The sequence below is a fragment of the Bartonella sp. MM73XJBT genome (genome assembly GCF_028618465.1).
Lineage (GTDB): Bacteria > Pseudomonadota > Alphaproteobacteria > Rhizobiales > Rhizobiaceae > Bartonella.
This window is the reverse complement of sequence record NZ_JAQISY010000018.1, coordinates 1-14,879: the sequence shown is the minus strand read 5'-3', so window position 1 is coordinate 14,879 and position 14,879 is coordinate 1. Positions and strand designations below refer to the sequence as shown.

The 14,879-nt window shown below is 40.0% G+C and carries 19 protein-coding genes and 2 pseudogenes; 5 read left to right on the top strand and 16 right to left on the bottom strand.

The window, feature by feature from the left end:
• Positions 1–72 precede the first annotated feature (72 nt).
• The 6 genes and pseudogenes from PVV69_RS06735 to PVV69_RS06710 form a co-directional block, all read right to left on the bottom strand.
• The gene (locus tag PVV69_RS06735; protein WP_273756937.1) at positions 73–540 is read right to left on the bottom strand and encodes a hypothetical protein; all 468 of its coding nucleotides are present in this window, start codon (positions 538–540) and stop codon (positions 73–75) included.
• Between the two features lie 30 nt (positions 541–570).
• A complete protein-coding gene (locus PVV69_RS06730; RefSeq protein WP_273756936.1) occupies positions 571–1,716 on the bottom strand; it encodes a N4-gp56 family major capsid protein in 1,146 nt (381 codons plus the stop codon).
• Positions 1,717–1,814: 98 nt separating this feature from the next.
• Positions 1,815–2,726, bottom strand: coding sequence for a hypothetical protein (locus PVV69_RS06725; protein WP_273721845.1), 912 nt, complete (start codon positions 2,724–2,726; stop codon positions 1,815–1,817).
• 11 nt (positions 2,727–2,737) lie between these two features.
• Positions 2,738–4,791: pseudogene (locus PVV69_RS06720) on the bottom strand (portal protein).
• Positions 4,776–6,101 (bottom strand): PBSX family phage terminase large subunit, encoded by a 1,326-nt coding sequence (locus PVV69_RS06715; protein ID WP_273756935.1) that lies wholly within the window; start codon positions 6,099–6,101, stop codon positions 4,776–4,778. Before PVV69_RS06715 ends, PVV69_RS06720 begins: the two are co-directional and overlap by 16 nt.
• Positions 6,082–6,397, bottom strand: a pseudogene (locus tag PVV69_RS06710) (hypothetical protein). Before PVV69_RS06710 ends, PVV69_RS06715 begins: the two are co-directional and overlap by 20 nt.
• 377 nt (positions 6,398–6,774) lie before the next feature.
• On the opposite strand from PVV69_RS06710, the gene PVV69_RS06705 reads away from it, so the two are divergent.
• Positions 6,775–7,719, top strand: coding sequence for a hypothetical protein (locus PVV69_RS06705; protein WP_273756934.1), 945 nt, complete (start codon positions 6,775–6,777; stop codon positions 7,717–7,719).
• A gap of 263 nt (positions 7,720–7,982) precedes the next feature.
• Here PVV69_RS06705 and PVV69_RS06700 read toward each other — a convergent pair whose 3' ends face one another.
• From PVV69_RS06700 to ssb, 5 genes are all read right to left on the bottom strand, one after another.
• Positions 7,983–8,210, bottom strand: a complete 228-nt coding sequence (locus PVV69_RS06700; protein ID WP_273722081.1) for a DUF6290 family protein — start codon at positions 8,208–8,210, stop codon at positions 7,983–7,985.
• A gap of 84 nt (positions 8,211–8,294) precedes the next feature.
• Positions 8,295–8,627, bottom strand: coding sequence for a type II toxin-antitoxin system PemK/MazF family toxin (locus PVV69_RS06695; protein WP_273756933.1), 333 nt, complete (start codon positions 8,625–8,627; stop codon positions 8,295–8,297).
• A complete protein-coding gene (locus PVV69_RS06690) occupies positions 8,627–8,884 on the bottom strand; it encodes an AbrB/MazE/SpoVT family DNA-binding domain-containing protein (RefSeq protein WP_273756932.1) in 258 nt (85 codons plus the stop codon). The genes PVV69_RS06695 and PVV69_RS06690 overlap by 1 nt, the downstream gene beginning before the upstream one ends.
• Before the next feature lie 96 nt (positions 8,885–8,980).
• On the bottom strand, positions 8,981–9,475 hold the full coding sequence (locus PVV69_RS06685) for a hypothetical protein (protein ID WP_273756931.1): 495 nt from the start codon (positions 9,473–9,475) through the stop codon (positions 8,981–8,983).
• A 49-nt stretch (positions 9,476–9,524) separates the two neighbouring features.
• Complete coding sequence (gene ssb / locus PVV69_RS06680; protein WP_273754512.1) at positions 9,525–9,968, bottom strand: single-stranded DNA-binding protein; 444 nt, start codon at positions 9,966–9,968, stop codon at positions 9,525–9,527.
• A 190-nt stretch (positions 9,969–10,158) separates the two neighbouring features.
• On the opposite strand from ssb, the gene PVV69_RS06675 reads away from it, so the two are divergent.
• Positions 10,159–10,440 carry a type II toxin-antitoxin system RelE/ParE family toxin gene (locus tag PVV69_RS06675; protein ID WP_273719271.1) on the top strand — a complete coding sequence of 94 codons (282 nt, stop codon included), beginning with the start codon at positions 10,159–10,161 and terminating at the stop codon, positions 10,438–10,440.
• Between the two features lie 16 nt (positions 10,441–10,456).
• Positions 10,457–10,756, top strand: coding sequence for a HigA family addiction module antitoxin (locus tag PVV69_RS06670; RefSeq protein WP_273719272.1), 300 nt, complete (start codon positions 10,457–10,459; stop codon positions 10,754–10,756).
• A 34-nt stretch (positions 10,757–10,790) separates the two neighbouring features.
• On the opposite strand, the gene PVV69_RS06665 is transcribed toward PVV69_RS06670, so the two are convergent.
• The 5 genes from PVV69_RS06665 to PVV69_RS06645 all read right to left on the bottom strand — a co-directional run bounded on the left by PVV69_RS06665 (position 10,791) and on the right by PVV69_RS06645 (position 13,579).
• Positions 10,791–11,072 carry a hypothetical protein gene (locus PVV69_RS06665; protein ID WP_273756930.1) on the bottom strand — a complete coding sequence of 94 codons (282 nt, stop codon included), beginning with the start codon at positions 11,070–11,072 and terminating at the stop codon, positions 10,791–10,793.
• A gap of 231 nt (positions 11,073–11,303) precedes the next feature.
• A complete protein-coding gene (locus tag PVV69_RS06660) occupies positions 11,304–11,690 on the bottom strand; it encodes a hypothetical protein (RefSeq protein WP_273721896.1) in 387 nt (128 codons plus the stop codon).
• Positions 11,674–12,813, bottom strand: a complete 1,140-nt coding sequence (locus tag PVV69_RS06655; RefSeq protein WP_273756929.1) for a YdaU family protein — start codon at positions 12,811–12,813, stop codon at positions 11,674–11,676. Before PVV69_RS06655 ends, PVV69_RS06660 begins: the two co-directional genes overlap by 17 nt.
• A complete protein-coding gene (locus PVV69_RS06650) occupies positions 12,806–13,282 on the bottom strand; it encodes a crossover junction endodeoxyribonuclease RuvC (RefSeq protein ID WP_273756928.1) in 477 nt (158 codons plus the stop codon). The genes PVV69_RS06655 and PVV69_RS06650 overlap by 8 nt, the downstream gene beginning before the upstream one ends.
• Before the next feature lie 66 nt (positions 13,283–13,348).
• Positions 13,349–13,579 (bottom strand): hypothetical protein, encoded by a 231-nt coding sequence (locus tag PVV69_RS06645; protein ID WP_273756926.1) that lies wholly within the window; start codon positions 13,577–13,579, stop codon positions 13,349–13,351.
• A gap of 115 nt (positions 13,580–13,694) precedes the next feature.
• Here PVV69_RS06645 and PVV69_RS06640 point away from each other — a divergent pair, with 115 nt between their 5' ends.
• Positions 13,695–14,342 (top strand): S24 family peptidase, encoded by a 648-nt coding sequence (locus tag PVV69_RS06640; protein WP_273721941.1) that lies wholly within the window; start codon positions 13,695–13,697, stop codon positions 14,340–14,342.
• Between the two features lie 227 nt (positions 14,343–14,569).
• A partial coding sequence (locus PVV69_RS06635; protein ID WP_273756925.1) for a hypothetical protein occupies positions 14,570–14,879 on the top strand: 310 nt, incomplete at its 3' end.

Below are 14,879 nucleotides of genomic sequence, written 5' to 3'. Positions count from 1 at the left end.
ATGATTCTCTTCCAAATGTCTTGGGGCATCTTGTGTGGGAGGGGGACGCAAGCAATAAACGCCCCCTAGCCTTTAACGATTAGTGTAAAACTCAACAATCACCTCAGCATCACCTGTGGTGCTTTTCTTGTCTCGTGTCATATAAATCGCATTTTCAGCCTCTAGCGGAACATCTCGTTCCTCCATGGGTATATACACATTGCCATTGGTAGATTGCGTAAGCCCCACATCTCCATAATCATTGCCATGAGGCTCTTTTCCAAATGTAGCTGCTACATCTTCAAAATCCTCCATAGTATAAGCTGTAATACTTTTGATAAAAGCCCCTCGGGGTAGAACGCCAATTTTCGTTATCAACCCTTGATCTGTACATTTAACACGCGAGCGTAAAAAACTAATCTGCTGCGTAGAGTTGTTGCGTCCTTGCAAAACAGGTGGCAATCCCTCATCTATCATGCCAACGCTTTCCACGGTTTCAACAGGTTCAACGCTTTCCACGGTTTCAACAGGTTCCGTTGTATTTGGTGATGTTTTTGCCATCATTGTTATCCTTTCATGAAATTAAAATTGTCAGCTGATTTCAGCAAAAGAAGGGATAACAATCGTGCCAAAATCCTGTCCCCCTTGATCAGAATGAGGCAAGGTATAGCGTGACTTTTTCATGCCGATAATGGTTTTAGCAGCCAAACCAAATTCCCGTTGATAATCAAATAATTCTTCAACAATTTTATAACGTGTACCACCCTTTTTATCATCACCTCCTGTTGCACCATTACCAACGCGCCCATAAGCCATGATGATACTTTGTGCACCAAGCAAAACAGCACGACGAACAGAGGGAACAGGCTCCCCTGTCTTTGAATTAACACCATTGGGGACATGTTCAGCTTCACGCAAAATGACACCGTTATACATCCCCAAAGAACCATTAAAAATTGGGTTCTTAGCTCCAGAGCCATCATAAGCTGCCTTGGTAATGTCTAACCATTGACCATTTTGTGTATTGGTACGCAATTGAGTTACCTGTATTGGGTGGAGATACATCACATAAGCCGATTTTCCATCAACACGAACCGGACGCAAGCGTGGATTTGCCAATTTAGCGCGTTCAACAGCTTTATCTATAAGATCTAATGTAAAAACATCCTCTTTTGTAAGCTCTTCATCTGTTTTTTTCTTGGCTGGGCGAATAAGGCGCAATTTGCTTGGCTCTGATGGCGCGTTAAAACCATAATGCACCGGTTTAAGCGTTATGGTACGCCCTTCAAAATGCATCCATGGTGCTGTATAGCCTGCTGCCTGAATGAAAAACATCATACTTAAACGGTCTGCATACCAATCAACCAACCCATCTTTTGCTTCTTTACGCAAATTAAAGGGAACACGTTGTTGATCAATAGAGCCTTCATATTTGATGCGCACAGCATGAGTAAGCTCGTTGATGCGCACCTTTTCATTCATAAATTGGAGGGCTTCTTCATTGCCTTCTAGCGTTTGTCCCTCGCTAACGCCATCCCCCATAAGTTGGACGCGTAATCCACTCGTAACGGAGTCACCAGCGGATTTTCCTAGCACATCCAACACTTGGATAATGCTGTTTTTGCTCTCCCCCATCAGCGGTGCAATGGGCAACGCTTTTGAGGTCTCTGTGTTTAGCATCTTAGCCCAAACGCCAACGGCTAATGGGTCATTGAGCTTTACTTCTGTTACTGCCATTTCAATCAATGCCTTTCTTGGTTTTAAAACTCGCCTTGCGGCTCCCCCAAACAATAACAATCACTTGGGTTCTCTCTGTCGCGCCATTGCGCACATCTTCATGCTCTGCTCATAATTTGTTCAAATTTTTTGGGATTTTTCTCAACCCATGCTGCAAATTCTGCTTCCGGCATGGAAAAAAGCGTTCTCACATCCATACCACCTGTTGGAACTTGCCCGCCGCGCGCTGTAAGCGTCCGCGCTGCTTGAGAGCGCTCTTGAAGGGCTCCCACTTCGTCCTTAACTGGTGCTCCACTATAGCCAAAAGCTTTCGCTTTTTGCACCAGCACCTCAATTGGATTTATACCGGCTTTCTGACACTGCTGGCATATTTGGCGCAATTCAGCACCAATTTGCTGTTGCCGTGCTACAGGGTCTTTCCATTGCGGATAAAGGCTTGCTTGCGCTTGTAGAACATTGTCTGCTCTTTCATAGAGATAGTCCGTGATACTGTCTAAATCTGGATATTTATCTTGTACCTGCGCTTTGGATTCCTCGAAATAATCCCCTAACTTTTGGCGTTCATATTCCTCTTGACTCATGCGCTCTTGGCTCTCTCTCATATGAGAAAACTCATCAAGCAATTTCTGTTGTTCCTGTACCTTATGACTAAGCCATGCAACATGTGCTTTTGGGTCGTCTTCTAGGGAGGGAACATTTTCCTCACGGCGGCGCGTGATTTCTTCTTGCATTGCGGCATATTTTTGCGCAAGTTCAATAGCCAATTCACGCGCTTCAATGGCGCTTTGTTCTGCCTTTTGGCGTGCTTGCCGCTCTTGCTCTAATTTATCAGATTCTATTGTATCAGAACTTGGCTGCTCCTGAAGAGCTTCTACAGGTAGCTGTTCAGAACTTTCCTCTGATTCAAACACCTCTTCAACTTGCTCTGGCTCGACCAACTCAACAGCATTATCACTGGCAAAATGTTCGTCATAAATTGCTTGTTCTTCAGGTGTAAACTCTTCTTCCATATTCTGTCCCTTCAATGTGCTATTATATTTTTTGTCAAAACTCGATAGTGTTCCAACTGTGCCTGTAAAGCTTTGCGTTCTAAATCACGCTGCGCTATCTCATTTTTTGCCTGTTGCAACTCAAGCTGCATCCGCGCTTGTTCTTGTTTTAAAAAAAGTTCGATATTTTTCTGCTGCAATGCCGCTTGTTTCTGCTGTGCATCAAGTTGATAGAGTGTGTTCTTTGCTTGCGCTTCCTGCTGTAAAACAGCAATCTTTGCTTGTTGCTCTGGCGTTAATTGCGCCCCTTGGCTTTGTTGCATCATCTGCTGTTGCTGTTGTTCTTGTTGTGCTTGCTGCGCCTTTGCCGTTAAATTTGCTACCAATGTTGCCGGTAGTGGGGAAAGCTTTAAAAGATCTGGAATCATCTCCGGTGTTAAGAACCCACCAAGCAAAGGCAACATCTGCGTAATTGCCGCAAAAGTTTTCTCTTTTTCATTGGGGCTTGTCGGTGAATCATCAACAATAATGTCATACTCAAGCGTTGTGACAGCTTCACGTGTTAAGGGTACATACTGCGCATTTTCTGGTCCAGAAATACGCACCAAACGCCCATCAGAAAGATAATTTTGAATAAGATAAAGGATAATCTTTCCCTGTCTGCACCGATAAAGCTTAAGATTATCAAACAGCCCCGCAAGCAAATTAAGCGTTGATTGCCGGCGTGTATTTTCCAGCACATTGGCTTGATTAACCTCTCTTGTGCCGATAAACTCAGCCGATAACCCTGTTACATGCGTTATCGCTTCACGCGATTCATTAAACAGCTGGAAAAATCCATTGGGAAATTGTGCACTTGGCTTTGGTTGAATTTTCCCTCCTGTAAGCGCGCCATTTTTAACCCAAGTAATTGTATCCGTTCGCGCCCAGCTTTCTAACGCTTGGCGATCATCATCGAAAGCGCCTCGTTCTGCCATCAAGCCGCCCTTAGACTGGCTATTAAGGATATACATCACTTGGCTAAAATATTTATTTGACCATTTTTGTGGATCTTTTGCGGGGCGAACAATCCCGTAAAACTGGTTTTTAAGCTTATCCAGCGTGCCCGTGATACACTCCCACCCAAGTTGCCCATCAGGTGCTAATGGCTTATCGGGCTTTGCTAAAAGACGTCGTCCTAGAAAAGCGCGTCTCACCACTTTTTTATTAAAACACACCCCTTTTAGTTGTGGCATTACCCTTTGAAGCTGTTCAAACTCCTGTTTGCTATAACTACGCATCTGTCCCGTTTGAAGATCAGGCGCCTTGAAATAAGCTTCGTATTCAAACCAACGGCATTCCACAAGTGTCACATACCGTTTTCCAGAAAGTGACTCTGATGATGAAGCAGTATTGGAATCCTCATGATAGGCATCAAGTGATACATGATACTCCTCACAAGCGGTTGTACTATCAATTGCCCAATCGGCATGAAGATCTTCAACTGCCACATCAGGAAAAAGATTTTTTGCATCTTCAATGGGTTTACGATCAACATACCACAGACGCTGTGCGTCAATGAGATTTGGTCTTACAGCATTGGCATCCCAAACCATTTTTAAGGGATCTAAACGTTGAACAGCGGGGGTTCCTTCAGGATTTGTTTCATAATCAAGCCGTGTATCTGTCCAGCCCATACCGCAAATAACCATATCCTGAAAGCATCGGAATCGGCATATTCCGCCTCCGCCTCATCACGAAACCATTCTGCTGCTCCAGTAAGCAATTCATTGGGTATTGCTGCTCCTACTTGCCGTGGTTGAAACTGTACTTCGCGCTTATTATTACGCTCTGCCCCAACAATTGCATTCACAAGGGGTGCAATGCGGTTAAAAGTCATGACAGGACGGCGTTGTGTCTTCAAAACCGCAAGATCTTCTTCCGCCCATTGGCGACCATTATAAAAATCAAAATCTTCACGCGCCTGTTCACGCCATTCATTAACGTGTTCAATATCTTCAACATACCAAGATTTTAAGCGCCTATAGAGTTCATATTCATCAAAATCTGTCGTTTGTTTAGAGTTATGACTTAGAATGCCATCCATGATGCCGCTTCTCTTTCCATAGTGCGATAACGTTCTTGTTGCGGTTTAATGCTTGGTGCTTCATAAACAATGCACATTAAACCAAAGGCATCTGCCCCATGGCTCGACCAATCATGCTCTGCCCCCAAACCAATCCCCCGCTTCTCATCCCATTTCTCGTGATACCAATTCAGTGCTTTGCGCCCTGCTACCGTCATCTCTTCATTGAACCAAACAGACGGTAAAATACGCCGCACCGCCTCTATACGCATCTTAACAGCACCTGCTCCTTGATTAGGAATGACCTGCGTTTCAAAACCCGCATCATTCAAGGCACTCTCAAAACTCACATTGTGCACACGATCTCTGGTTGCACCATCATGGGGGAGAACCATCAGTGCCTTCTCATAACCATTTTGACGCAACCAGCCGATATGCTCCGATAAAGGCTGTCCCTGTGCTTCGTAATAATCAAGCACTCTTATTTCTCGCCCCACAAACTGTGCTATCCATATCGCTGTTGCATCTGCCTTGGCTCCTGTTCCCCCAATGTCCCAAAAAGCACGTATTTGCATCAAGGGGTCACGAGCAACACGCCCTATCCGCCCCTCCTGCTCGGCTGCCAACATCTCTTTTTGAAAGTAAGCGCCTTGAACCGCTGTAAGATAAGCCCCCTCCCAGATATGCTTATAGGTCTCGGGGCGGTATCTCAAATCATCAAGCCGCGTTTCATTCAAGATCTTAGGAAACTTCGGATTATCGGACCAATTGATCTCAACACGCTTAATGGCTTCATTATCTGAAAAGCGAAAGCGCTTCTCAACCGGTGCATTATCTCGTAACGGATTCCATGTCACCCATAACTCTGCCCGCCATCCCTCTCCTTCTTCACGCAATGTTGGTATAAGCGTCTGCCAAGCCGTTTCTGTGACTGGCTCTGCCTCATCAACCCAACACAGCAAAATGCGCCCCATCGATTTAATACTGGCGATATTACGGTCTAGTCCACAAAACTGAAAAGCTATACGACCATCATTTGACTTAATCGAAGCCTCTCCAACTTTATAATAGTCCTTTAAAAAGTCATGCGCTTCAATGGCGCGTTTAATCTCCTCCAATGAACTTTCTGCTAGCGAATTTTGAAACTGACGTGCACAAAGGATAGTCCCCGATATCCCTCCCATACCAAATTGATAGCCCTTTAAAGCAGCCATCAAAGCAAAGGACCTTGTCTTTCCAGACCCTCGTCCACCCCAAGCCGCTCTGACCAAAGCATCCCCTGAAAAAATCGGTATAAGCTTTGGAACAATATTAATCTGTCGTGTCGTCATTCACTCAAAGGCGCGATTTCTACACGCGTTATCATCTTAATCGCTCCCCCATCTTCTCCTGTCACTTGCAAAGGCAAAATCTTCCCCAACAATGCCAAATAAGCAGCGGGGCATTTGATTGCCTGTTTTTCGAGATAAGAGATCAAACCATCATCACCATATTTCTTACCAGCGCGCTCTGCTGCCTTAAGCACTGCTTCTTTCAAAATACGTGTCGTTTTATTTGGCACGCCTTTTACCCGCCCTTGACCTGCCTTTGGGGGCGTTCTTTTTGCAAGTTTTTCAGTGGTTTTCATGTGTGTTTCTTTTTGTAAACAAAACAATAAAAAACCCCGCAAAAGCAGGGCTCTGAACAATCATATAAACTTATAAGAAAGGCTATACCTTTACTGTAATTTTGGACGCAATTCGACCAGTACAGCGCCATTATAAAACACCATTATTCACGCCATGTCAACAAAAAAATCACGATATTGTATATTTTTTATTTTTTCACCTAAATCTAGTGTCTTTAACAACCAACCACTCACAATTGTGTCATCTCAACGAATCAATTATACGGAAGCACTAAATTATTGATTAGCAAAAAGTGGGGGGAATAATGGTAATAATCATAGTCATAGGAGGAATATTAATAATAGCAACTTTGCTGTCTTTTAGGGGCTATTTAAGAATGAATGACTATGAAGAACAATTCGAGTTACTTCAGGAACAGAAAGATCGAGAAATAGAAGTATACAAAGAACAAATTACGAAATCGGATATAAGTCTTTTAAAGAAGGCTCAAGAAATATCGCGAAAATGGATTAAGCAATGGAATACAGAAATTAGGCTGTGGGAAAGGGATATACTAAGAATAAAACATCCAATGATGATAGATGAAGATTGTAAACACCACCATCCCATCATAAAAGATATCTGTACTCAAGAATATAAAGAAATATTGTTTCTCTATGAGAAAGCTCTAGAAACAGAGCTTACTCCTGAGTACAACGAAAAAATCAACGCTTTAATGATGCACACCCACCCTATTTTTAAGAAAACTTATCTAAAAGCAATGCGATTAATGAAAAAAAATGGGATAGTTGTTGAAAAGTTCATAGATCCACTTACAGAAAAAACATGTCATAAGCCTACAATGTTGTTGTTGCATTGGTGGCTATATGTAGTTGATGATATGATCGCGTCTCTGTATGAACAACAACAAGAAGACAAATCTAAAGGAGTATATAAAGAGCTAACATCTATGAAAATCTACTGGCGTAATATATCTAAAAATACAGAATATGAAGAGATAGAAGAGATACTAGAATTCCCATACCATCTGGTCCCTAAGTACGAATCCCTTTTAATTTGTAAAAAGGAACTTCTAGTGTTGTTAAATAACATTTCCGATATTTATAAAGCAGCAAGAAAAAAGTTTATTTATTATAAGAGTCTTCTTGAAGCTGTTACAGAAGGATATATTGCTTTAGATGAGGATTGCTCTGCCGACGAGGTGAAATGGCGACTAAATGAGTATAAAGAAAAAGATAATCTACAAAATTCTGAAGATATTCCAACATTTGAGAGAGCTTATCAACTAGGAGCAATAGAAAGAATTAAATCAATGCTATGATAGGTTAAGCTATTGGAATACACTTATAGGACAAGAGAAGCTAAATATAATCTTCAGTGCTGAAAAAATGAAAACATTGAAAGAGGCTTTCAACGAAGAAAGCAGACAGTTTAATATTCAAATGCGAGAGGCGATTTTTAAAAATAAATATTTTAATTTCGACAGATCTTACGGACACTTGATACAGTATCTGTTATGATATCTAAGCAGTTGTAAATTTTTCTAAAAAACATTTATGCAAATTTTTTCTTAGTTTTTCATATCTAATCGTCCAAGCCAAGCTCTTTCCTCACCTCTTCAGAGCTATAAAAAGTAGCCTCTCCCCTTCGAACGCGCTCTCTTACTTGTGAAGCTAAATAATAATCCTCTGCTTCCTCTATTCCACGTTCAATAATCTCACGCAAATAAAAAGACTTTGTACGTCCTGTCTTAGAAGCCAAATTATTCAAACGTGTTTCAAGATCACTTGGCAAACGAATAGATATTGTCATAACGCAATCCTCATATTTGTATTCACTGTAATACAAAAACAACGTATTGTACAGAAAAACGTTTCACGCCATGCCGCAAAAAAACTACGTGAGAAATGTTGCGAGCTTAGCAAGAACCTCGTTCATAACCATGGGGGGAACTGTTTCCATTTTCTTACCCTGACGCGCTCCAATATCAAGAGCACGTGGCTGGTCACAACGTATCACACCTGTTGTATGCAATCCTACTCCCATTAATGAGACAGCAAAACCTGCTGTTCTAGCAAAATTTCCTCCGCTTGTAATAGGTAAGACAATGGGTGTTTTCGTTACACGATTAAACGCTTCTGGTGATACAATCAGTACAGGACGCGTCCCTTTTTGTTCATAACCCGAAGTTGGATCAAGCGACACAAACCAGATTTCCCCCCGCTTCATTACAAGAGCTCTCTGCCAACAGGCTTAGCATCAAACCATTCCACATCCTCATCTGCTAAATCATCTGAAGGATTACATTGGGCTAACAATTCTTCAAGAGTGTAATTTGGTGATATCTGTGGTTTCACAACCAATTGTCCATTATCAATAGCCAACCCCACTTGGGTATTTTCAGAAAGATGAAGAACATCAAGCAATGCAGGCGGGATAGAGAGCATAACTGACCCTCCAACTTTACGTAATTTTGTTGTGTGCATAAAACACTCCCTTTAATATTATATAAAAATATAACATTCTAATACATATTCTTCAAGAGGTTTTCATGCTTTTATGGAAAAAGAACAATAAAACATTTACCATTTAGTTTTTCTGTCAAAATATTTATGAAGCGCGTTAAGAGCGACCCGCAATGAATTCACAAGATGTGGTAATGTTTGGTCTTCGACAACAATATATTGTATTGCTGCATAAAGATTATACTGTCTATAGAGATGTTGTGTTTCTTTTATCACCTCTTGCATATTAGAAAACTGTTCTGTTGCAAATTCAACCCATTTTTCTCTTGCTGTCTCATCAGAAGATGATGGTATTTCATCATACACAGCGCTTGGCAAACCTTTTGCACACGAATAGTCATTTTTTACTTCAAGATATTTTTGCGCAGCATCATACTGATCTTGAGTAAGCACCCCTTGTAAACATAACCGCCCAATATAAGTCCCAGCAAGCGGATTTTTAGCCTCTTCTATGGTCAAGCAGAAGCGCTTTGCACGCATTTCAATTGCCAATTGATTAACAGGATCTTGACGTACTTTCACTTGTGAAATGTCAGCATCTTTCTTTCTCATACATCCCCTCATCTATGGAAACTCACATTTTTTCTTTTTGCTATTTAAATCAAAATGGTATGCTGTCATTAAGAGATGCGCTATAATCTTGAGCACCTGAAGCGATAGCATAACTTTGAGAAGTGACAGATGAAGGAGTGGATTGCTCTTTTTTTGCATCAAGCAACTGCAATTCACCTTTATATTGTGGCAAGACAATCTCTGTTGTGAAGCGGTCAATACCATTTTTATCTTGCCATTTACGGGTTTGTAATTTGCCTTCTACATAAACTTTTGAACCTTTATGTAAATATTGAAGCGCAATTTTTGCCAAATGTGGATTAAAAACCACCACGGAATGCCATTCTGTTTTCTCTACTTTTTGATGGGTATTTTTATCTGTATAGCTCTCAGAAGTAGCCAACCGAAAATTGACTATTTCAGCACCAGAATTCATTGTTTTGCTTTCGGGGTCATCCCCTAAATAGCCAATTAAAATCACTTTATTCAACATGTTTGTGAGTTCCATTTGATTTGCATTTTATATACGTAAAATCCTATCATAATTTGTTTATTTTTTCAAATATTTCAAAAGGATATTATTTTTTATTAACATATAACATTATGTTTCACATAACAAATTAATAAATAATCGATTGACATAAGTGTATGGTGTATCGTATCAAGTAGCAAAGGGTAATATTATGGCAATCGTTAGTTTTAAGCATAAAGGGTTGAAGTTATTTTTCGAAAAAGGAATTTGTAAAGGAATACAACCTGCACATGCTAAAAAACTAGCTAACATTTTGGTAATTTTAGATACGATATCTGCTCCTGAACAAATGACGATTAGATCCTATCGTCTCCATGAGCTTACAGGCGATTTAAAAGGCTATTGGTCAATGCGTGTTAATGCAAATTGGCGTGTTACTTTTCGCTTTATCGGAACAGATGTTGAACTTGTTGATTATCAAGACTACCATTAATTTTTGAGGTGTTATCATGATGTACAATCCCCCACACCCTGGTGGTATTTTGAAAGAAGAATTGCTTGATGAATTAGGCTTAACAGTAACAGAGGCTGCAAATCATCTTGGTGTTGCACGTTTAACTTTATCACGTGTTTTAAACTGTCATGCTGCAATTAGTATTAACCTTGCTTTACGCTTAGAAAAGGCTGGTTTAAATGATGCGGAATTTTGGCTTAAATTACAACAAAAACATGATCTGTGGCAAGCACGGCATAATAATCCCATACCGGATATTTCGTCTTTAGAGCAAGTAAGCCTCCTTAGCAATTAAGACTTGGCTTGACCGATTTTTCGCTTAAAATACATCAAATGGCTTTTGATAATTTTTTGATTTTCTTGTTGATCTCATCAATGAGCGGTTCGTAATTGAGAACGCTTTTAGGTAAGTTGCCACCATAAACCCATGCTTTTACTTGTGCCTTGGTACTGAAATCCGCATTCTTTGGTATGGTGTAATACTGACCGCCATCAAATTTTTCACACTCTCTCCTGCCATCTTCATATTCGTAGAGGTTGTAAAAATACTCTGCTGCTCCATCTCCCCATGGTACATAACCAACAGCTGTTGCCACAAACTTTTTTTGCATGGGCTGTTTACGTTGTGTTAAGAAGAGAAGAGATGTTGTAAAATTTGCATGTCTTAATCCTTAAATTTGCCAATAGGGTTATTTGACTCAAATTTGACTGTACAGAGCGTTTTATATTACAGATGTTACTTTCATCATAAAATCTTTAAATCGCTTTGCAAGGTACCTTTTTGTCGATTTAAAAGAATATCTATTCCCAAAACGATCAGCACTTTTCACTATTTTGCTGTTTCAAGCTGCTTTTGAACTGTCCCTGTTATGACGCTCTTCATCGGGCTTGCCTATCCTCGTGAATGAAATACGTTTACCACCCAATGCCTTGTTGCGAGTATTTTCAATGGCTATAAAAACTTTCTCAGAAACTCCCAAAAGCCTGCTTTCCAAATCACGACAATAGTTCGCAAGATCAGCACATGAAGGGACAAAGGTTGTTGACATGCCTTTGGCTTCTCCACGTATAAGATTTTTAACAGCCTGCAACAAAGCCCAGAGTGAAATGCCGTTAAGAGCAGCGATATAAGCCTTTGCACGTGCTTGTGCATTGGAAACTTTTTGCATTGTCAAACCACCTTCAAGCACATCAAGAGCCTCTGCAATGTCTTCAACAGACGCTTTCAAGGTAAGTAAGTTTTGAACTGTCTGATAAGTTGTGAAAGCTTGTTCCTCTAGAGCTGGTGTCAATTTCACGCCACTGATCAAGGTCCATGGATACTCCCTTGTGACGTATTGCGCCATCTGTTGTGCAATGTTTTGAAGCGGATTCACTAAATCCTGCGTCACGGATAAGGTTACGGATTGCCTCTCCGGTACCACCACGAGTTTTTTGATCTTTTGAAAAGTTTCCATTGTTTCCACCATTATTGTTTGTGTTTTTTGTTTTTTCTAAATCATCAATCGCCTTGCGTATCCAGTTACGCCATGTTGCTTTCCAATCGGTTTTGCGTGCGTCCTTGCCTGCTTTGGCTTTCCAAAAATCTCGAAACTTTGCGATCTCGATTTTGATACGCTCTGGAGGCAAGCCCTCTGCAAGTGCAAAATCGTAATCGGGTTCAAAATCCGCAGGCAATCGACAACCTCGATCAGTGTTAACCTGCTTGGCTTTTTTCGGAACGTTTTCTTGCTCGTGAAGGGGAGGTTGGGTTTCTGATGATGTTGCGTTTTGTTCTGATTGGCTTTGGAGGGTATCAACCTCTGTTGGCTCTTCAACCAAATCGTTTGTTTCTAAATTTTCAGAATTAATTTCTTTTTTTGCTAAAACGATAGTTTTAGTTTTTTTATATATATTATTCTTATTCTTTATAGCTTGATTTTGCTTAACGTTTGCTTCAGCAAAAAAAACGTTTTGCTTGTCATTTGCTTCAGCAAAATTGTTAACATGTTGTTTTATTGCGTTTTTTGCTTGCGCACCTTTTTTACCAGCTTCACTACGAACTTGTGATATGTGGTCTTTTTTATCCGAAAAACCTTTTAGCTCTTCTTCAACGCGCGTATTCCACAACCCACTATCTGTCTCAATAAGTTTATCATTCCTTATGAGATATTCGACAATCGCTGCAAATTTTTTCTGCGAACAATGACAAACACGTGCAAGCGTTTGAAAATCTGTTTTAAGTGGTTCTTTTTTTTCATACATGCAAACAAGAAGGGTTATATAAACCCCCCGTTGTTCAGATGTCATTCCATTTGTACCACTTATCCAGTCATACAAATGGAATCTTATCCATGGCATTGTATTAGACATGCGCACCCCCTTCTTTCTTTAAATATAAAATTGCCAAAGCATCTGCTTCGTTGTCATCTTTAGGCGTATGCCCTTTTGCACACACCGCTTTAATCATTTCTTCTTTTGAAGCATTACCCTTCCCTGTTGTCGCTTTCTTAATTGTACCAACTGGAATGCCTTCGTACGGTATCTGATGATGTTCACACCAAGCCGTTAAAGTTGCTAGAAAGCCACCGTAAACATGCGCTGCATCAGTCCCCACATGCCGGCGTACTTCTTCAAAATATACCGCGTCAATTTCATTAACAGATCTCTTTAGTTCAGAAAGCCACTTCTTAAAGCGCAGATAACGCATACCACCGCCTTCAAAACGGCGTGATTGAAAATGTTCTGTATCGCTTGTGATGTGACCATCAGCACCGCATATAGCCCAGCCAGTCTTGATACCTAGATCAAGACAGAGAATGGTTTGTGCATGCGTGATCATAATCCCCCCTTAAGGCTGTTGCGTATTTATCTGCACGCCATGATGACATGCATAGTGATTAAGCTTTTAAAAATTGTGCTGCTGGTGTTCGTTATTATCTGTAGGAGCAGGTGTGAAAGCAGATGCTTGAGATGATATAGTCTCATATGATTGCCCCCCATAAAAAAACGAGAAAAAATCTTCTGCCTTAATCGGTGCTCCAATTCTTTTGGCTTCATTTAAAAGAATTGGGATATGTTTTGTCGGAATTCTCCCACCAGTTCCACCTTTTGATACAGGACGGAGCCAGACGTACACGCGTGTTCTATGAACCCCAAGCAACTGAGATACCCTACGAACCCCACCTAATAGATTTATTATTTCATAAAATTGTTTCATAATTCGCATTGTAGCTTATTTAGGTACAAAATCAATGGATAATGTAACGAAAACCACAAAAGATTTTTTTTCTAATAAAGATATAATGAAAACCATGAATAACATTATGAAAATTTGGCTAAGTGAAGCCTTACAAGAATCTGGATTGTCTCAATCATCGCTTGCTAGACAACTAAGTGAGAAGATGCAGCGTTCTATCTATCGCTCTGCCGTCAATAAAATGCTAACGGGTGAACGAGGAATAAGTGTGCAAGAGGGTATGGCAATTGAAGAAATCACAAAATATCCTCTTCCACGAAAAAAAACTATACCTTTAATGGGTTATGTAGGAGCAGGTTCAGAAATTATCCCCTACGAAGACGGTTGGCTTGAAGAAGTAGAAATCCCCCCATACATTACAAAAGATACATATGCGGTAAAAGTTGAGGGCGACTCAATGGAACCTTTTATTGAGGATAAATCTATTTTATTTTATTCAGAAAACATTTCTCCAAGTTTACTTCTTAATAAAAAAGCAATTGTCTATACGCAAGATGGACGCTGTTTTGTCAAAATAATAAAACAAGGTAGTAAACCTGGTCTATTTAATTTAGAGAGTTTAAATAGATTATATCCAGAAATAAAAGATATTGCATTAGTTTGGGCGGCACCTATAGACTGGATAAAACCACCAAGATTTTAGAATATTTAAACCCAATAAAATTGTATTATTAAAGCTCTAGCTATTCTAAGCATATCCCCCTCTTTTTTAGTGATTACAGCTTTAATTTTTTAAGTGATTTTTTTATATTTATATAAAAAAGTTTCTAAAATCGTTACATTTATATTGACATAAGTTCCTAAATACGCTACATTAGTATCCATAAATTAACACAAACAATCGCTATTAGGCGTTAGGGAGGGGAAATTATGGAAAAGCCAATTCTCATAAATTCTAATGAAATTTTATTAGTTACCTACGATGATGATCAAAACATTGCAGAGTCTGGACCACTTGATGCAAGCCAAATTCTAAGCATTGTTGATGAGGGAGATGATGCCATCCAAATCTTTCGTATAAATCCTTCTGAAAAGAGTTGTGAAGACATTTCTGAACAGATTGCAGAAGCATATGTAAAAGAAAATATCGACCATCTCTATGAGGAGAGGGAAGTTCATTACTTTATACGTGAAAGTGATATCTACAATGAAATTTTAGAAGAGATCGCAGAAGAAAAAT